The organism is Devosia sp. LC5, from assembly GCF_000735585.1.
Lineage (GTDB): Bacteria > Pseudomonadota > Alphaproteobacteria > Rhizobiales > Devosiaceae > Devosia.
On the sequence record NZ_JNNO01000009.1, the window covers coordinates 63,818 to 81,016 of the forward strand.

Here is a 17,199-nt window from a genome sequence, read left to right on the forward strand (position 1 = left end):
CCAAGCACCTACTTCCAGGTAAACGCCCGCGTCACGGCATAGTTGAACACCGAACTCATGATCGCGCCTGAGAGCCCGGCAATGAAGGTCTGGTGATTGGCCTGATAGATCGCATTGGCGACCGAGATATTGGCAATGCCGCCCAGCGCGCAAATGCCACAAAAGCCGATCAGCCCGGTGACCAGCTTGATCCCATGCAGTTTGCGATCAGCATAGGTCAGGTTGTTGTTGAGGAAGAAATTCCACGTCATGGCGGTCAGCGTGGCCGCAATCTGCGACACCACGAAATTGGCCCCGATGGCCGAGGTGAACAGCCACAGGCTCGCCAGATGCACCACCACGCCCGTGCCGCCGACCAGGCCGAACAGCAAAAAGCTCGGCGGCAGCACGCCCCCGGTGAGCTTGGAGAACCACAGGCCCAGATATTGGATGACGATTAGCGGGTTCATCTTGCTCTCGCCCGCATGGCGCGGCCGGAACACATAGGGCACCTCAGCGATCTTGAGCGGGCTGCCCATGCGCGCCGACGTCACAATCAGATCGATCAAAATCTTGAAGCCATCGCTGGCGAGCTTAGGCGCGGCCTTCAGTGCTGCATCACGCCGCATCAGGAAGAACCCACTCATTGGGTCACTCACATCCTGCCCGGCAATCATCACGGCCAGCTTGGTCGCCAATTGGCTGCCCGAGAGCCGCGTCTTGCTCAGCCCATCCCCGGCAGAACCGCCACCGATAAAGCGCGAGCCGATGACGAGATCCGCGCCATTCAGCGCCTCTTCCAGCATTTTGGGGAGGATGGCTTCGTCATGCTGCAGATCGGCATCGATGACAGCCACATAGGGCGCCGATGTCACCGCCATGCCTTCGATACAGGCCGAGGCCAGGCCCCGGCGGCCAAACCGGCGCAGGCAGCGCACATTGGCATAGACCCGCGACAGCTCATTGACCACGTCGGCCGTGCCATCGGGGCTATTGTCGTCAACGACAATCATTTCCCAGGCCGTATCGCCCAAGGCCATGGCGAGCTTTTCATAGAGCAACTCAATATTGCCCCGCTCATTGTAGCTGGGAACAATAACCGCCAATTGGGCAGGGCTGAAAGTGGTGGTCTGTACGGTAGGAGTATCGATAGCGGGGCCAACCGACATGGGTGTTACCTGTTGCTTAATTTTATACCACCACCCGCGAAGCGCTACAAAGCACGAGATTGCCAATTGGTTGCACGCAAATAACGGATGGCTGCCTTGCAATTGACGCAGATGTCCCCACGCATGGATTTATGTCAACCAATCTTGCTTGGCGTTTCAGAGTGAGCCCATGGCGATTTTCGAGAACCGCGGCACCGATATTTACCGACAGGCCGCCGCGACGCCCGCGCCGGTAGAGGCTGGCCTGACGCTGCCGGCGGCAGGCGTCTTCGACATTCCCCGCTCCCCGGCCCTTTCCTACATCCTGCTGCTGCCGCTACTCTTCTTCTTTACCGGCCTGCTCCTGCGCTTCCTCGCCTTCCGCACCGCCATGCCCGCAGCCGACATAACCGGCTATTTCGACGAACTCTGCCGCTGGGACTGCGGTTGGTACGTCAAGATGGCCGAGACCGGCTATGACCGTTTTCCGGTGCCCGGCCGCATCAGTGCGGGCAATTGGGCATTCTTTCCATCCTTTCCCATGCTGGTAGGCGGCGCGCGCGCGCTGCTGCCCTTCCCCACCATCGTTACGGCCAGCCTGGTTTCCCTTATCACCACCTACATGGCGGTGCTGGCCGCCTGGCCGCTGCTGAACCGCGACCGCGCCGCCTACGCGCTCTACGCTGCCTTCATGCTGAGCGGGCCGGTCTCGTTCTATTTCACCAGCTTCTTCACCGAACCGCTTTATGTGCTGATGACCACGCTGGTGTTTGCCCAATTGGCCCGCTCGCGTTATTTGAGCGCGAGCGTGGCTGCGGCGATCCTGTCGGCTACCCGCATTGTGGGCGTCTTCGCTTCGCTCGCCATTGGCCTGCAGGCTTTTCTCGACTATCGCCGCAACGCCGGCACCTGGCGCGGCGCCATCCCGGCGCTATTGGGTAATCCGCAATTGGTGCTTGCCCTGTTCATCGCGCCGCTTGGCCTTTTTGCCTATATGGCGTTCCTCCATTTCTGGGTCGGCGACGCCCTGGCCTTCAGCCATGTGCAGCGCGCCTGGGCCCGCACCGTGGCCAACCCTCTAACCTATCTCTGGCAGGGCTTCGGCAATCATCCGGACGAAGGCTGGGCCCCCACCAGCTCGCAAATCCTCGCCACGGTCGCGCTTGCCGGGCTCATTCTAACCGGCGTTCTCGCCTGGCGGCGGCAATGGCCGGCAGCGCTGTTTTGCCTGCTCGCCATTATCATCCCGCTGGCGGCGGGTCTTGCCTCCATGCTGCGCTTCATGTCGGCACTGACCCCGCTCACCATCACGCTGATGACAATACTGGCCCGCCGCCGCTGGCTGTTCTGGCTCAGCCTTGCCGCCATCCTGCTGGGCGCCTACACCACGACCCTGGCCTGGTTCGGAGGCAATGTTGCGCTGGTCTGACCGCCCCTGGGCCATGCCGCTTTATGCCTTGGCGGCCGCACTCGCCTTGGGCGAGCTGGCCGTCGTCTGGCTGATGCTGCACCCCAATGTGCCCTCCGACTACCGCGCCTATTACATCGATAGGACCACGACCTGCCTGCCTCAGCCTGTCACCGCCGCCTATACGCTGGGCACAATAGTGGATTTCCGCTCCGGCGGCCCTGACACGCGCGAACTGCGCCCCTGCGGCTGGGAAGGCCCGGCGGGCGATGGCATGCATGCTCTGGGTGAAAGCGCGCGGCTGGCCTTCGCCGTGCCGGCTCAAGACCTGACGCTGACCTTGGAAATGACTGGCGTCACCCTGCCCGGTCCGCGCCAGCAAACGGTCATAGTCTCCGCCAATGGCCAGCCCTTGGGTAGGGCCGTGGTGACCCCGGGTAAAACCGGCCGCTTCACCTTTCCCCTGCCCGCCAGCGCCATCGCCAATGGCCGCGCGGACATTATTCTCGACCTGCCCGATGCGGTGACCACCAGCCCCGGCCAGTCCAATGTGCGCAAACGCTCGATCAAGCTGGTCAAGGCGAGCCTGACCCCAGCCACGGCATCCAGCACGCCGTAGTTTCGTGATCGAACCGCCGCAGGCTCTGCGCGTTGCACGGGTTGAACCTCTTTTCGGAGATTTACCATGCCTGCCAAATCAGCTGCTCAGCAAAAAGCCGCCGGCGCGGCCCTGTCGGCCAAACGCGGCGATACGCCCAAGAGCGAACTCAAGGGCGCATCCAAATCCATGCTCTCGATGAGCAAGACCGAACTGGAGAAAATGGCCTCGACCAAGCGCAAGGGCAAACCCGAGCACAAATCCAAGCCGCACTAGGGTGCGTTGCCGCCCGTCCAACTTCACCTCCTTCGACGGCGATTTGCTCTCCTGAACGCTACTGGACCGGCCTCGGAAAGCCGCGTTAGTCTGTCCTTCGGGAGGCCAGAAAATGCGGAACGAGAATGTCGTGCGGGACCTGGAAGTCTCGGATGGGCATACCAACCTGCGGGCGACCTATTTCGTCGAACGCGGCATACTGCACGCCAATATCGGCGGCAAAACCATCCTGCTGCCGGTCGGCGACGGTGCCCATGATGAAAGCGTGCGTCAGCTGCTGCTCGGGCAATTGCGTACGCGCTCATGGCGAGAGCGAATCGCGAATTATTGGCGCCAGCGGCAGAACTGAACGCCGCAACCTTTCCCCATTGGCTCCGTTATTTAGCCATTGGGAGGTTGAACATGTCCAATGATCAGGAAAAGCCCCTCTCCCCGGCCTATGAGCCGATGACCGTGCGGGGCAATGATGGCCGGGCCTACAAGACTGAGCGGATGGAACGCCGCGATAAAGAGGCTGGCCAGCATGAAACCGGTATCCGCAGCGGCAGGTTGCTCGCGACGCTTCTACGGGCTCCCGACTAACCTGCGATAGCCGTTGATGAGCTGGCGCGAACCGCGAGGGTTCGCGCCATTCTGATTATGCCGCCTGCCTGTTGACCGAACCCAATGCTACCTGGCTCAGCTTTTTGTCCGTGGCAATTTCTTCCTTGAGCGTGGCATCGAACAGGGCCATGGCTTGCTGCATGCCAAGCAATTCGGCCCAGCTCTTGAGCGTGCCATAACGGGCGATTTCGTAATGCTCCACCGCTTGTGCCGCCGAGACCAGCCCGGCATCCAGCGCCGGCGTGCCCTTGAACTCATCCATGATGGTCTTGCCTTCCTCGATGATTCCAAGGATGGCGTCACAGGTCTTGCCGCGCGGCGTCTTGCCCAACAGCTCGAACACCTGTTCCAGGCGCTCGACATGACCTTCGGTTTCGCTGAGATGCTGTTCAAAACCGGTCTTGAGTTCCGGCGCACTCGCCGCCTTTGCCATTTTCGGCAGCGTCTTCACGATCTGCCGTTCGGCATAATAGATGTCCTTGAGCGTATCGAGAAACAGATCGTCGAGGGTTTTCTGCTCAGCCATTTGTCTACTCTCCTTAATGCGGTTGGACGCTGCTCGGAAAACGAGCCGCCTCGGCTGAGGTTCCGTTTCCAACCCGGCCGCACCCGATATTTGATGGGTGGCAAAATGCGACCGCCCGTTGAGCGCGAAGATAAGCAGGGCCGCCGGGTCCGGCGCACTCCTGGATCGCCTGACCATGGCTGATGGCGAAGCCGGCCTGGCGCAGCTATCGGACCGATGCCCTAAGGCCCCGGTTATTTCTCGTCCGCAATAGCGCTCAGCATGGCTTTGGTGATCGACTGTTTCGTCGAAAAATAGCCCTTCCAGGGGTCGGGCAGGCCGGCCCGTGCGGCGGCGTCGGCCAGGGTGAACTGATTGGCGGCCTTGATGGTCTCCAACTTGTCCCAACTGACCGGCACCGCCGCCGGTGCCCCCTGCCGGGAGCGACTCGACCAGGGGGCAATGGCAGTGGAGCCGCGCTCGTTACGCAGATAATCGATGAACAGCTTACCCTTGCGCTGGGCCTTGCTCATCGTGGCGACGAAGCGATCGGGCTCATTATCGGCCAGGCGCTGCGCAAGGGCCTTGCAGAACGCCTTGACCTCAGCCCATTCCATATTCGGGCGGAGCGGGGCGATGACATGCACGCCCTTGCCGCCGGTGACCAATGGATAGCTTTGCAAATCGAGCGCTTCCAATGCCTTGCTGATATCCAGCGCCGCCGAGCGCACCTCGGCAAAGCCCAGCCCTTCATCCGGATCGATATCGAAAATGATCCGTTCGGGCTTTTCGACCTGATCGATACCGGCTCCCCACAAATGCCATTCGAGTACATTCATCTGCGTGCCGGCGATCAGTCCGGGCAGGTCCTCGATGTAGAAATAGTCCTCCCGGCTGCCGTCCTTTTCGGTGATGAGCAACGATTTCATCGCATCGGGAAAACCGCCCGTATCGTGCTTCTGGAAGAAGCAATATTTGGCCCGGCCTTGCGGGCAGCGCAGCAGGCTGAGCGGCCGTTTGGCGATATAGGGCAGCATCCGCTCGGCCACCGCGGCGTAATAAGCCACCAGATCCGCCTTGGTGACGCCCTGGCCCGGATAGACCACGCGATCGGGGCTGGTGAGCTTGACCCCCGCAGCTTCCGCGGCCGCGATCCCGGCCCGGGCATCGAGCTTGTCCTTCTGCGGTGCTGCCGCCGCGCTCCGCTTCCTGGGCTTGAGCCCCTTGGCGATGCCCGCAAGGTCGCGGCCGGTGGAGACCGAATTGGTGAAGCGATCGACCAGCGTTTCCTTGGGCATGGCGGGCTCGGTGCTGACTGCGTGCACAGGTGCAAAGGCCAGCCAAAAACTTTGTTCCGCCGCTAGCTGTGGTCCTGGTCTTCACGCTGGTATTCGCGCCGGGTCTCAATTTCGGTGTGGGCTTTTTCAAGGCGCGTCCGCCCCCGGTTGCGCATCATGCCATAGCCGATCGCCACGGCCAGCAGCACAACACCCAGGGTCAACAGCACGAGCCAGAACGCTGGTCCAGATTGCATGTCGGAACTCCTTTTGAGGGCAACGAGTTGGAGATGACATGGTTGCCGTGCCGTAACGGCGGGTCGCGTGGGCTTGGCAAGCGGGTCAAGACCACCACCCGCATGGAACACAAAAATTGGATCTGAGCGCGCTTGCCATCTACATCGCCCTGGGCTTCTTCGCCCAATTGATCGATGGCGCCCTGGGCATGGCTTATGGGCTGATTTCAACCTCGGTCTTGCTCGCGACGGGCACCTCTCCGGCCATCGCCAGCGCCAGTATTCACGCTGCCGAAATGGTCACCACCGGGCTGGCCGCCGGCTCCCATGTCTGGAACAAGAATGTCGATTGGCGCATCTTCCGGCGCCTGGTGCCCGCTGGCATCGCCGGCGGCGTGGTCGGCGCTTATCTCCTGACCAACCTGCCCGAGCAACCCGTCAAATATTTCGTCGTCCTCTATCTCAGCGCCATGGCCATACTGATCCTGCGCCGGCTGTTTCGCGGCTCAAACACACGCAGAGCGCGCTTCAGCGTCATCCCGATCGGGCTGGGTGGCGGCTTCCTCGATGCTCTGGGTGGCGGCGGCTGGGGACCAATGGTGACCTCCACCCTGATCGCCCGCGGCGATGAAGCGCGCCAGTCCATCGGCTCGGTCAGCGCTTCGGAATTCTTCGTCACACTGGCCATCTCCGTCACCTTCATCGCCACGCTCGATTTCAGCCGCTATGGCGAGATCGTGCTGGGCCTGATCATCGGTGGCGGAATAGCGGCGCCCTTTGCCGGCTTTCTGGCCCGCATTCTGCCCCAGCGCCTGTTGATCGGCATCGTCGCCATCATTGTCATCATGCTGGCCATCTATAATTTCATGGGCCTACTGAGCCCCGCCTGACCGTGTCACGGCAGCCGCGCCGCGATGGCCTCCATTTGCTCGATCTCGCGGCGTTGCGCGGCCTGGATGTCATCACACAATGCTCGTAGTTCAGGATGGTCCATCGATTATCTCCTTGATGCCGTGCCTCAGTCCTCGTCGCGGCCAAATGCCTTGCGCAACTCCTGCTTGGCCTGTTCGAGCACCTTCCGTTCCTTCTGGCTCAGATTGTCGCCGGCCCGGTTGATGTAGAATGTCAGCATGGACATTGCCGATTGGTACGGCTCGGCCTTGCGGCGGTGCGAATGCTCTGCAGAGCGCTTGAGCGAGGCAGCGATCTCCCTCGGGTCATCGGATTTGAAGATATGATCTTCCAGATCCATTGCGTCGCTATGTTCGGTCACATCGGCCGACCATTTCTGTTTGGCCTTGGTCATCGTGGCTCTCCTTTCCACGAGGGAAAACACCTGAACTGCCCTGCAGTTGCGCCCCAGCCAGGCAACCCGCCCGCGTCCACAGCGTTGCTCACGAACAAGCAAGACATCCAGGCAGATCATGGCCGAACCTCCCCCAGCAGAAACCGAGATCACTTCGCTCTCCCAGGCCCGCGAAGCGGCGCGCTCCTGCACGCGGTGCCCGCTCTATGAGCATGCGACCCAGACGGTGTTCGGCGAAGGTCCGCGCGATGCCCTCGTGATGTTTGTCGGGGAGCAACCGGGCGACAAGGAGGATTTAGCGGGCAAGCCCTTTGTCGGGCCGGCCGGCAAGGTGCTGGATGAGGCGGTGGAAAAGACCGGGATCGACCGCCACCGCGTCTATGTCACCAATGCGGTCAAGCATTTCAAGTTCGTGCCGCGCGGCAAGCGGCGCCTGCACCAGCGGCCCGATGGCGGGGAAATCCAGGCCTGCAAATTCTGGCTGGAGCTGGAAATCGCCTTCATCAAGCCAAAGATCATCGTGGCGCTGGGCGCCACTGCCGCTCGCAGCCTGCTCGGCAAAACCGTCACCATCGGCAAGCTGCGCGGCGCGCCCATCAAGCGCGGCGACGGCGCCACACTGTTCGTTGCCAATCACCCTTCCTACCTGTTGCGTATCCGCGACAAGACCGACCAGGCGCGCGAACGGGCCAGATTCGAAGAAGATTTGAGCATGGTGCGGAGCGCTATCCCCGCTCCGTGAAAGAGGGGATGGATCGGAGCGAAAAGGCGGGGATTTCCCCGCCTTGCCTCAATCGTCCGAAGGCGCCGCCACCATGCCCAAGGCGCTCATATAGAGCTCGAGCAGGGCTTCCTGCTCCATGCGCTCATTGGCGTCCTGCTTGCGGATGGCCACGATCTTGCGCAAGATCTTGGTGTCGAAACCATTGCCCTTGGCTTCGGCATAGATTTCCTTGATATCGGCCGCGATGGCGGACTTTTCTTCTTCCATGCGCTCGATGCGTTCGATGAACGCGCGGAGCTGGTCCTGGGCAACGCTGTCTTCGGCCATTCTTTTATCCTTCTGATTGGGGGCGCGCAGCTTCCGCGCCTGCCCCGCCCGCGCATGCCGCACGGGCAAAAAATATCCGCGCGGCTGCGCGCGCGGCGTCGGGCTTGGTTCAAACCCAGACCACTCTCCGGTTCAAGCCTTTTGTGGGTCAATCCACACCCGGAACGGGCTTGAAAACGGCCGGCGGACGCAATGCGGTCACATCCTTGCGAGTCTGGCCATATCTGCGCCCGCAATTCCGTCAAATCGCGGCTTTAGCCATTGACCTTGGCACCACCTTGTTATCAAACAGGCTCGTTTTTCCCGATGATTTCCGGCACGCTCTTGCGAACTCTCCGTCTCGGTCTAACCCTGGTCGGCGCGACGCTTTCAAGCCTCGCCTTCTTTGCCATTCCGGCAAAGGCCGATTTGCGCATCTGCAACGAAACCGCCAACCTGGTTTCGGTGGCCATCGGCTATCGCGCCGATCGCGGCTGGATGAGTGAAGGCTGGTGGCAAGCCCCGCCCGGCGATTGCCGCGTGCTTTACCAAGGCGATCTGCAGCGTCGCTTTTATTACATGTTCGCAGTCGATGATATCGGCGGTGGGGCTTGGGATGGTTCGGTATTCATGTGCACGCGTGACGAGACCTTTACCATCTTTGGGGTTGAGGATTGCCTGGCGCGGGGCTATGAGCGCACGGGGTTCTTTGAAATCGATACACAGAACCGTTCGGACTGGACGTTGCAGCTCACCGAGAGCGGCGTCGAGCCTTCGGTTGCCGCTCCCGGCGGACAAGATCTGGAAGATCCCTCATTTCTGGTCGATCCGAACGATGTGAACGCCGCTCCACCGCAAGACGACATTCCAGCTCCGGACGACGCTCCCCCGCCGGACGAACCCAATAGCGAAGGCATGGACACGCAATGAGACGCATGAGACGGGCAAAGATCCTCGCCACCCTCGGGCCCGCCAGCCACGACGAGAAGATGATCGAGGAACTGGCCAAGGCCGGTGCCGACGTCTTCCGCATCAATATGAGCCATGCCAGCCACGAACTGCTGCACCAGACCGTTGCGCGCATCCGCAGCGTCGAAGCGCGCCTCAAGCACCCCTTGGGCATCCTGGTCGATTTGCAGGGTCCCAAGCTGCGGGTGTGGAAATTTTCCGAAGGCGCCATCCAGCTCGTCGCGGGACAGAAGTTCACCCTCGATAGCATCCAGAACGACCAGGGCGACCCAGAGCGTGTTTACCTGCCGCATCCCGAAATCATCGAAAGCGTCTCGGTCGGTGACCGCCTGCTGCTTGATGATGGCAAGATCGCGCTCAAGGCCACCAAGGTGGGCAATGGCGCCATCGAGACCGAAGTCATCTATGGCGGCAAGCTATCCGACAAAAAGGGCGTCTCCCTGCCCGATACGCTCCTGCCCACCGGCGCCTTGACCGAAAAAGACCATGCCGATCTGCTCGAAGGCCTCAAGGCCGAAGCCGATTGGATCGCGCTGAGCTTCGTGCAGCGTCCCGAGGACATTATCGATGTCCGCAAGATCGTCCAGGGCCGCGCCGGTGTCATGGCCAAGATCGAAAAGCCCCAGGCCATCGATCGCCTCGAGGAAATCGTCAAGCTCTCCGACGCCATCATGGTCGCCCGTGGCGATCTGGGCGTCGAGCTGCCGCTCGAAACCGTGCCGGGCCTGCAGAAGCGCATGATCCGCATGGCCCGCCGCTATGGCAAGCCGGTGGTCGTGGCCACCCAGATGCTCGAATCCATGATCACGGCGCCCGTTCCGACCCGCGCCGAAGTCTCGGACGTGTCGATTGCCGTGTTCGAGGGTGCCGACGCCATCATGCTCTCGGCCGAGTCTGCTTCGGGCCAATATCCGGTGGAAGCCGTCGCCACCATGAACAAGGTGGCCGTGGCTGTTGAAAGCGACGCCAATTATCGCGGCATCATCCGCGCGGCCCAGACCGAGCCGGAGGCCACCGCCGCCGACGCTATCTCGGCCGCCACCCGCCAGGTTGCCGAAACCCTCGATCTGGCCGCCATCGTCACCTATACCGCCTCGGGCTCCACCGGCATCCGTGCCGCCCGCGAGCGGCCGGCCAAGCCCATCATCGTGCTCTCGCCCAATATGCGCACCATCCGCCGCATGTCGGTGGTCTGGGGCGTCCATTGCGTGCAGACCGAAGATGCGGTGAGCCTTGAAGACATGGTCGATCGCGCCTGCGTCATCGCCTATCAGGAGGGCTTTGCCCGCCCCGGCGACCGCGTCGCCATCACTGCCGGCATTCCACTGGGCACACCCGGCGCCACCAATATGCTGCGCATCGCCTTCGTCCGCCAGGACGGTGCCGGCTCAAGCTGATCCGCAGCGCCGGATTAAATGATCAAGGCCCGCGCAAGCGGGCCTTTTTTTGGTTAGGCGGGGCGGCTCATGGTCACCCCGGTAAGTTGTTCGGAAAGCTGCCACAGTCTTTCCGCCACCGCTTGGTCCAGGGCCTGCGGCGGTACTTTGGCCATCGCCGGAAATCCACGAGTTTCATTGAGCCTGTCCGGCCCATAATAGCCGCCTGGCTGAGCCTGTAGGGCCGTAGCGGCATAGAGCGTCGGCAGGGCTCCCTGCGCCGCGGGTTGGAATAGGAACCAGAGCAGGGAACGGGCAAGTCCCACCGCGCTCAGTCGCCCCGGAGCATTGTGCAGTAGATCGGTCCGCGACACGCCAGGATGCGATCCAATGCTTGCAATGCCCCACCTGCCCAGATCGCTGCGTCGCTGCAATTCACGAGCGAATATCAGGCAGGCAATCTTGGACTGGGCATAGGCTTTGTTGGGGTTGTAGGTCTTGGCCGATTGCAGGTCTGCGAAGTCGATATGCCCATTGCGTGCCGCCACGCTAGATAGCGTCACCACCCGCGCGTCCCTGCCCTTCTGCAATAGCGGCAGCAAATGCGCCGTCAATGCGAAGTGCCCAAGATAGTTCGTACCAAACTGCAGCTCAAAACCGTCTTCGGTTTCCTGCCGGGCGGGCGGCACCATGACGCCGGCATTGTTGATGAGAATGTCGAGACGCTCGTGCCGCTGCATCATCCTACCGGCGAAATCCTCGACCGATCTCAAGCTCGCCAGGTCAAGTCGCTCGAAGCGCAGCTTGGCCGATGGTATATCGCTGCGAATGCGGTCCACCGCTTCGGCGCCCTTTTGAGGATTGCGGCCGGCAATGATAACCTCTCCACCCGCCCGGGCCAGCGCCAGGGCATCCTCGAAGCCGAGACCGCCGGTCCCGGTAACAACCGCCAGGCGATCCTTTTGCGATGGGATTTCAGATGCTGTCCATTTAACCATCGGGAGTTTTCCATATTTTGCACTCAGTGCAAAATAATATTGCACTTGGTGCAATTTTTTCAAGGGGGCTTATTTGACCAATCGCAAAAATAGCGAAAGAGAACCTGACGGCCTGCGCGAGCGCAAGCGAAGGGACACGCATCGGCGCATAACCGAGGCGGGGCTGAAGCTGTTCAGCGCACGGGGCTTTGACGCGACCACGCTGGACGCGATTGCGGCCGAAGCAGGCATTTCCCGGCGCACGTTCTTTCACTATTTCAGGTCCAAGGACGACATCCTCCTGTCCTTGCAGACCGGCCTCGGCGAAAGCCTGGCCGCCGCCCTGGCCGAACGGGCGCCGGGGCAACGCCCGATCGCCGCCTTGCGGCAAGCGATGCATGCGCTTCTGGCGGCCTATGCGCCGGATGAACTTCTCGCGCTCGATCGGCTAATGTTGTCTAGCGAAGCTGTGCAGTCACGGAAACAGGCCACCTACCTGCAGGACGAGGCGCTGGTCTTCGCCGCTCTCTGCGCGTACTGGCCGGAAGAAAATCCCGCCGCCCTGCGGCTCGCCGCCATTCTGAGCATCGGCATAACACGTGTCTCGATGGAAGCCTGGCGCAGCGGTGACGGCCAGCGTCCGCTGGCTCAATATGTCGATGATTATTTCGACGCGCTTGCCGGCATCTAGCCCGGCCACGCCAGGGCCGCTCAACGCCTCCGTGCCTCCAGCAGGCTCTTCAGCGTCAGAAAATCCGTAGTGATCCACTCCACCGCCGAGGTGAACTCCGCCTCGCTCATGCCCGGCCGCTGATAGAAGGTGAAGGTCAGCTCGGTGCCGTCCTGATTGGGCATGACCCGCATCGGCGTATAAAGCAGCGGCTCGCCCGGCACGAAGACGGCATGGTCCAGCACGCCGAATGTATTGGGCGGCGTGAAGCGGAAATGGCGTTTGCCAAAGGGCGTATCGGCCTGCCAATCGCCATTGCCGGCGGGCTTGTAGCTCGCCTTGTCCACCGCGGCCCATTCGCCATAATTGCGCGGCTGCGAGAGAAACCGGTAGGTCGCCTCGTAAGGATACTCGATCTGGATGCTGATCGTATGCGAGCGGCGCATCGGCTTTCTGTGCAACACAAATGGGGTAGAAAAACAAAAGCCCGCTTTCGCGGGCTTGAGTCAACTCAACATTGGCAGAAACGCTTAGCCCTGACGAGCCTTATAGCGCTTGTCCACCTTGTTGATAATGTAAACCCGGCCGCGACGGCGGACGAGCTTGTTCGCGCGGTGGCGAGTCATCAGCGCCTTCAGCGAGTTGCGGATCTTCATCTTGGTATCCTCGGTCAAACAAAAAGGGCGCCCAAGAGTTTTCTCTAAGCGCCGCCCGGAAACTTGGGGGCATACATAGGGAAAATGCCCCGCCCTGTCAACGCGCCAAAGCCATGGTTTTCACCGCAAATCGGCGCATCGCCCCCACCACGTGACGAAATTGACATAAGCGCCGCCAGCGGGAAATTAAGCCATTGTGCTCGTTCATCAAAATGGCCGCCTGGCAGGCGCGCCACTCACGACATTTGGAGCAACCACCGAGAATACCGCTTCCTTCCTCCCCCAATCTGGGCGAGGAAGGAAATCCCCTTAAACCCCCAGCACCGCTTCTTCCGGCACCTCGATCTCGCGCCAGCGATGGCACGCCACCAGCCGCCCGCCCTCGATCGTTTCGAGCGGCGGACGCTGTTCGGCGCAGAAGGGCTTGGCGAACCGGCAGCGGGTGCGGAACGTGCAGCCTGAAGGCGGATTGATCGGGGAGGGGATTTCCCCCTTGAGCGCATCGATATTGCGTTGTCGCGCCAATTTGGGATCGGGAATCGGCACCGCCGTCAGCAGCGCTCGCGTATAAGGGTGCTTGGGGTCCTCGTAAATCTCGTCGCCCGTCGCCAGTTCCACAATGCGCCCGAGATAGAGCACCAGAATACGATCCGACACATGCCGCACCACCGAGAGGTTGTGCGAGATGAAAATCAGCGTCAGCCCGAACTCATCCTTGAGCTCGCTGAGCAGATTGAGAATCTGCGCCTGGATCGACACGTCGAGCGCGGAAACCGGCTCGTCGCACACGATCAGCTTGGGCTCGGTGATCAACGCGCGCGCAATGCCGATGCGCTGCGCCTGCCCGCCCGAAAACTCATGCGGATAGCGGTTGATCATTTCGGGCAAGAGCCCTACCGCCTCCATGGTCTTGAGCACGCGAGCGCGCCGCTCGTCTTTTTTCAGCTCCGGCCGCAGCGTGCGCAGCGGATCGGCGATGATCTCGCCCACCGTCATGCGTGGATTGAGCGAAGCCAGCGGGTCCTGGAAGATGATCTGCAGATCCTGCCGCCGCTTGCGCATCTCCTCGGCCGGCAGCTTGGTCAAGTCCTGCCCAAGCCACAGCACCTGTCCCTCATCGGGGCTGAGCAATTGCAGGATGCAGCGGCCAAGCGTGGATTTGCCACACCCGCTCTCGCCCACGATGCCCAGCGTTTCGCCCTGACGGATGGTGAAGTTGATATTTTCCAGCGCCGTCAGCGTCAGCGGCCGCGCGAACAGGCCCGAGGAAATCGCGAAAGTCTTCTTGAGGTTCTTGATTTCGAGCAGGTTGATCGGGGTCTGGTCCATCATGCGACCTTTCCGTAAGTCATCGGGCCTTCATAGAAACAGGCCTTTTCCCGCCCATTGCCGGTCTCGGTCAAAGGCGGGCGTTCATTGAGGCACCGATCGAATGCAAAGGCGCAGCGCGGATTGAACGAGCAGCCCTTGGGCAGATGTTCAAGGCTGGGCGGCAGGCCCTGGATCGGGTCGAGCCGCTCGGCGCGCTTGGCGATATGGGGTGTCGAATGCAGCAGGCCCAGCGTATAGGGATGGCGCGGATCGTAGAACAGATCGTCCGTCACGCCTTTTTCGACGGCCCGCCCGCCATACATCACCATCATCCGGTCGGCCACGCCCGCCACCACGCCCAGATCATGCGTGATCAGCACCAGCGAAGTGCCGAAATCATCGGTCAGCGTCTTGAACAGGTCCAGCATCTGCGCCTGTACCGTCACGTCCAGCGCCGTGGTCGGCTCGTCCGCAATCAGGATCTTGGGCTGGCACAGCAGCGCCATGGCGATCATCACCCGCTGCCGCATGCCGCCACTCAGTTCGTGCGGATAGGCATTGGCGCGCTTGGCGGGCTCGGGAATGCCGACCCGCTCGAGCATTTCCACGGCCGATTTGACCGCCTTGCCCTTGTCGAAACCGCGATGCTTGACCAGCACTTCGGCCAGTTGCGTCTTGACGCGCAGCGTGGGATTGAGCGAGGTCATCGGGTCCTGGAAGATCATCGCGATATCCTTGCCGCGATAGACATCCAGTTGCTTGGGCGCCAGCCCGATCAGGTTGACATCGCCCATCATGGCGCGCCCGCCGGTGCGGCCGTTCTTGGCCAACAGGCCCATGATGGCGAGAAAGGCCTGGCTCTTGCCCGATCCGCTCTCGCCCACCACGGCCAGGGTTTCCCCTTCCGACAGCGCGAAATTCATCTCGCGCACCGCATGCACTTCGCTCTCGTGCAGAGCGAAGGTCACCGACATGTCTTCCACTTTAAGGACTTGTTTCATGTTAGCGATCCTTGGGGTCGAGCGCATCGCGCAGGCCGTCCCCGATATAGGTAAAGCAGAGCAGGAGCGTCACCAGCACGCCGGCCGGGGCCAGCAGCATCCAGGGCAGCACTTCCGCCACCGGCGCGCCGAACGAAATCAGCGTGCCCAGCGAGGTCTGCGGCTCCTGCACACCCAGGCCGAGATAGGACAGGAAGCTCTCGGCGATGATGACTTCGGGAATGGTCAGCGTGGCATAGATCACCACCGGGCCGGTGAGGTTCGGCACGATATGGCGCAGGATGATGGTCCAGGGCTTGGCCCCGCCGGCGCGTGCTGCCTCGACGAATTCCTTCTCCTTGAGCGATAGCGTCTGGCCGCGCACGATGCGCGCCATGGTCAGCCATTCGATCGCCCCGATGCCCACGAACAGCAATACCGGATTGCGCCCGAACATCACCACGAGGATTATGACGAACAGGATATAGGGCAGCGCATACATGATATCCACAATGCGCATCATCACCGCATCGACCCGGCCGCCGAAATAGCCGGCCACCGCGCCATAGACCACCCCGATCGAGACCGACACGATGGTGGCAACCGCCGCCACGATCAGGCTCATCTGCGTACCTTGCAGCACGCGGGCCAGCATGTCGCGGCCGTTCTGGTCGGTGCCGAAATAATGGCCCTTGGCGAAATCGGGTGGCTTGCGGATGGCGGTCCAGTCGACCTCGGCATAGCCCCAGGTCAGGAAGTACGGCCCGATAAACGCCGCCGCCACGATGAAGACGACGAGGAAGATCGCCACCACCGCCGCCTTGTTGCGCCGCAGCCGCCGAATAGCGTCCTGCGTCAGCGAGCGGCCCTTGGGCGCGTCCAGCGTTTCGAGCTTGCGCGCATAGGCGGTGAGGACTTCGTCTTTTCCAGTGATCCCGGCCATCAGCGATACCTCACCTTGGGGTCAAGCCAGGCATAGAGGAGATCGACCAGAAGATTGAGCGCCAGGATAATGAACATGTAAAGGATAGTCGTTCCCAGAACGATGCCGTAGTCGCGGTTAAGCGCTGCGGTGACGAAATATTTGCCGATCCCCGGCAGGCCGAAAATTTGCTCGACGGCCAGCGAGCCGGTGAGCAGATAGCTCAGCCCGGGCCCCAGATAGGACACAACCGGCAACAGCGCGGGCTTGATGGCGTGACGCGCCAGTACCAGCCGTTGCCCCAGGCCCTTGGATTTGGCGGTACGCACGTAATTGGTGCCCAGCACCTCGATCATCGAGCCGCGCATCAGCCGCGAAATGCGCGCCGCATGCGGCCAGGCCAACACGGTCACCGGCAGCACCAGATGCAGGATCGAGCCATTGACCCAGCCTCCCGCCGGCAGCCAGCCTAGATAGACGCCGAACCACAGCTGCAAGATTGCCGCCATCAGGAAATTCGGCACCACCACGCCCAGCATCACCACCAGCACCAGCACGTAATCGGGCCACTTGTTCTGATTCACCGCCGCGATCATGCCGGCGACGACGCCGATGGCAGTGGCGATCACGAACGCGGTCAGCGCCACGGTGAGGGTAAAGGGAAAGCCGATGCGGATCAGCTGGCTCACATTGAAGCCATCGATCACCATGGAAGGACCCAGATCCCCATGCAGCAGCCGCCACAGATAGATGAAGTACTGGTTGATCAGGGGCTGATCGAGATTGTAGTGCGCCCGCAAATTGGCCAGCACCGTCGGGGGCAGCGCGCGCTCACCATCGAACGGACCGCCCGGTGCCAGGCGCAGAATGAAAAAGCAGACGGTTACGGCAATCAGTGCGATCGGAATGGCCGATAGCACGCGCCGCAGGGCATAACCCAACATGATTGTAAACCTTTGCTATCCAGGGCGC

General features: G+C 61.7%; 24 protein-coding genes. 10 read left to right on the forward strand and 14 right to left on the reverse strand.

What is annotated here, in order from left to right:
* Positions 1-8 precede the first annotated feature (8 nt).
* Positions 9-1,148: a glycosyltransferase family 2 protein gene (locus tag FF80_RS06210; protein WP_035098647.1), complete on the reverse strand. Its 1,140-nt coding sequence runs from the start codon at positions 1,146-1,148 to the stop codon at positions 9-11.
* A 169-nt stretch (positions 1,149-1,317) separates the two neighbouring features.
* Here FF80_RS06210 and FF80_RS06215 point away from each other — a divergent pair, with 169 nt between their 5' ends.
* The 5 genes from FF80_RS06215 to FF80_RS06235 all read left to right on the forward strand — a co-directional run bounded on the left by FF80_RS06215 (position 1,318) and on the right by FF80_RS06235 (position 3,991).
* The gene (locus FF80_RS06215; protein ID WP_052153252.1) at positions 1,318-2,556 is read left to right on the forward strand and encodes a hypothetical protein; all 1,239 of its coding nucleotides are present in this window, start codon (positions 1,318-1,320) and stop codon (positions 2,554-2,556) included.
* On the forward strand, positions 2,543-3,154 hold the full coding sequence (locus FF80_RS06220) for a hypothetical protein (protein WP_160172803.1): 612 nt from the start codon (positions 2,543-2,545) through the stop codon (positions 3,152-3,154). The genes FF80_RS06215 and FF80_RS06220 overlap by 14 nt, the downstream gene beginning before the upstream one ends.
* Positions 3,155-3,220: 66 nt before the next feature.
* Positions 3,221-3,409, forward strand: a complete 189-nt coding sequence (locus FF80_RS06225; protein ID WP_035098649.1) for a DUF3008 family protein — start codon at positions 3,221-3,223, stop codon at positions 3,407-3,409.
* Positions 3,410-3,521: 112 nt separating this feature from the next.
* A complete protein-coding gene (locus FF80_RS06230; RefSeq protein ID WP_035098651.1) occupies positions 3,522-3,758 on the forward strand; it encodes a hypothetical protein in 237 nt (78 codons plus the stop codon).
* Positions 3,759-3,811: 53 nt separating this feature from the next.
* Positions 3,812-3,991 (forward strand): hypothetical protein, encoded by a 180-nt coding sequence (locus tag FF80_RS06235; RefSeq protein WP_035098652.1) that lies wholly within the window; start codon positions 3,812-3,814, stop codon positions 3,989-3,991.
* Positions 3,992-4,046: 55 nt separating this feature from the next.
* On the opposite strand, the gene FF80_RS06240 is transcribed toward FF80_RS06235, so the two are convergent.
* The 3 genes from FF80_RS06240 to FF80_RS21840 form a co-directional block, all read right to left on the reverse strand.
* Positions 4,047-4,538, reverse strand: a complete 492-nt coding sequence (locus tag FF80_RS06240) for a ferritin-like domain-containing protein (protein WP_035098653.1) — start codon at positions 4,536-4,538, stop codon at positions 4,047-4,049.
* A gap of 233 nt (positions 4,539-4,771) precedes the next feature.
* Positions 4,772-5,815, reverse strand: coding sequence for a non-homologous end-joining DNA ligase (ligD, locus tag FF80_RS06245; protein ID WP_081917290.1), 1,044 nt, complete (start codon positions 5,813-5,815; stop codon positions 4,772-4,774).
* A 62-nt stretch (positions 5,816-5,877) separates the two neighbouring features.
* Positions 5,878-6,051, reverse strand: a complete 174-nt coding sequence (locus FF80_RS21840; RefSeq protein ID WP_160172804.1) for a hypothetical protein — start codon at positions 6,049-6,051, stop codon at positions 5,878-5,880.
* A gap of 116 nt (positions 6,052-6,167) precedes the next feature.
* Here FF80_RS21840 and FF80_RS06250 point away from each other — a divergent pair, with 116 nt between their 5' ends.
* On the forward strand, positions 6,168-6,920 hold the full coding sequence (locus FF80_RS06250; protein ID WP_244445724.1) for a sulfite exporter TauE/SafE family protein: 753 nt from the start codon (positions 6,168-6,170) through the stop codon (positions 6,918-6,920).
* Positions 6,921-6,925: 5 nt separating this feature from the next.
* Here FF80_RS06250 and FF80_RS21625 read toward each other — a convergent pair whose 3' ends face one another.
* On the reverse strand, positions 6,926-7,024 hold the full coding sequence (locus FF80_RS21625) for a DUF305 domain-containing protein (protein ID WP_152558287.1): 99 nt from the start codon (positions 7,022-7,024) through the stop codon (positions 6,926-6,928).
* Between the two features lie 24 nt (positions 7,025-7,048).
* A complete protein-coding gene (locus tag FF80_RS06255) occupies positions 7,049-7,336 on the reverse strand; it encodes a DUF3175 domain-containing protein (protein WP_035098654.1) in 288 nt (95 codons plus the stop codon).
* A gap of 46 nt (positions 7,337-7,382) precedes the next feature.
* Between FF80_RS06255 and FF80_RS06260 the strand changes: the two genes are divergently transcribed.
* Positions 7,383-8,078, forward strand: coding sequence for a UdgX family uracil-DNA binding protein (locus FF80_RS06260; RefSeq protein WP_280113892.1), 696 nt, complete (start codon positions 7,383-7,385; stop codon positions 8,076-8,078).
* Between the two features lie 48 nt (positions 8,079-8,126).
* Here FF80_RS06260 and FF80_RS06265 read toward each other — a convergent pair whose 3' ends face one another.
* Complete coding sequence (locus FF80_RS06265) at positions 8,127-8,387, reverse strand: DUF2312 domain-containing protein (RefSeq protein ID WP_035098656.1); 261 nt, start codon at positions 8,385-8,387, stop codon at positions 8,127-8,129.
* Positions 8,388-8,711: 324 nt separating this feature from the next.
* Between FF80_RS06265 and FF80_RS06270 the strand changes: the two genes are divergently transcribed.
* Complete coding sequence (locus FF80_RS06270) at positions 8,712-9,296, forward strand: DUF1036 domain-containing protein (RefSeq protein ID WP_244445725.1); 585 nt, start codon at positions 8,712-8,714, stop codon at positions 9,294-9,296.
* Positions 9,293-10,732, forward strand: a complete 1,440-nt coding sequence (pyk, locus tag FF80_RS06275; RefSeq protein WP_035098658.1) for a pyruvate kinase — start codon at positions 9,293-9,295, stop codon at positions 10,730-10,732. Before FF80_RS06270 ends, pyk begins: the two co-directional genes overlap by 4 nt.
* A gap of 53 nt (positions 10,733-10,785) precedes the next feature.
* Here pyk and FF80_RS06280 read toward each other — a convergent pair whose 3' ends face one another.
* The gene (locus tag FF80_RS06280; RefSeq protein ID WP_035098662.1) at positions 10,786-11,709 is read right to left on the reverse strand and encodes an SDR family oxidoreductase; all 924 of its coding nucleotides are present in this window, start codon (positions 11,707-11,709) and stop codon (positions 10,786-10,788) included.
* Between the two features lie 73 nt (positions 11,710-11,782).
* On the opposite strand from FF80_RS06280, the gene FF80_RS06285 reads away from it, so the two are divergent.
* On the forward strand, positions 11,783-12,379 hold the full coding sequence (locus tag FF80_RS06285) for a TetR family transcriptional regulator (RefSeq protein ID WP_035098663.1): 597 nt from the start codon (positions 11,783-11,785) through the stop codon (positions 12,377-12,379).
* A 20-nt stretch (positions 12,380-12,399) separates the two neighbouring features.
* Here FF80_RS06285 and FF80_RS06290 read toward each other — a convergent pair whose 3' ends face one another.
* The 6 genes from FF80_RS06290 to FF80_RS06315 form a co-directional block, all read right to left on the reverse strand.
* Positions 12,400-12,804, reverse strand: coding sequence for a hypothetical protein (locus tag FF80_RS06290; RefSeq protein ID WP_035098664.1), 405 nt, complete (start codon positions 12,802-12,804; stop codon positions 12,400-12,402).
* Between the two features lie 84 nt (positions 12,805-12,888).
* Entirely contained in the window at positions 12,889-13,014 is a 126-nt protein-coding gene (gene ykgO, locus FF80_RS06295) for a type B 50S ribosomal protein L36 (RefSeq protein ID WP_035098668.1), read from the reverse strand.
* A 309-nt stretch (positions 13,015-13,323) separates the two neighbouring features.
* A complete protein-coding gene (locus FF80_RS06300) occupies positions 13,324-14,346 on the reverse strand; it encodes a dipeptide ABC transporter ATP-binding protein (RefSeq protein ID WP_081917292.1) in 1,023 nt (340 codons plus the stop codon).
* Complete coding sequence (locus FF80_RS06305) at positions 14,343-15,326, reverse strand: ABC transporter ATP-binding protein (protein ID WP_035098670.1); 984 nt, start codon at positions 15,324-15,326, stop codon at positions 14,343-14,345. The genes FF80_RS06300 and FF80_RS06305 overlap by 4 nt, the downstream gene beginning before the upstream one ends.
* A gap of 1 nt (position 15,327) precedes the next feature.
* On the reverse strand, positions 15,328-16,248 hold the full coding sequence (locus tag FF80_RS06310; RefSeq protein ID WP_035098673.1) for an ABC transporter permease subunit: 921 nt from the start codon (positions 16,246-16,248) through the stop codon (positions 15,328-15,330).
* Complete coding sequence (locus FF80_RS06315) at positions 16,248-17,171, reverse strand: ABC transporter permease subunit (RefSeq protein WP_035098676.1); 924 nt, start codon at positions 17,169-17,171, stop codon at positions 16,248-16,250. The genes FF80_RS06310 and FF80_RS06315 overlap by 1 nt, the downstream gene beginning before the upstream one ends.
* Between the last annotated feature and the right edge of the window lie 28 nt (positions 17,172-17,199).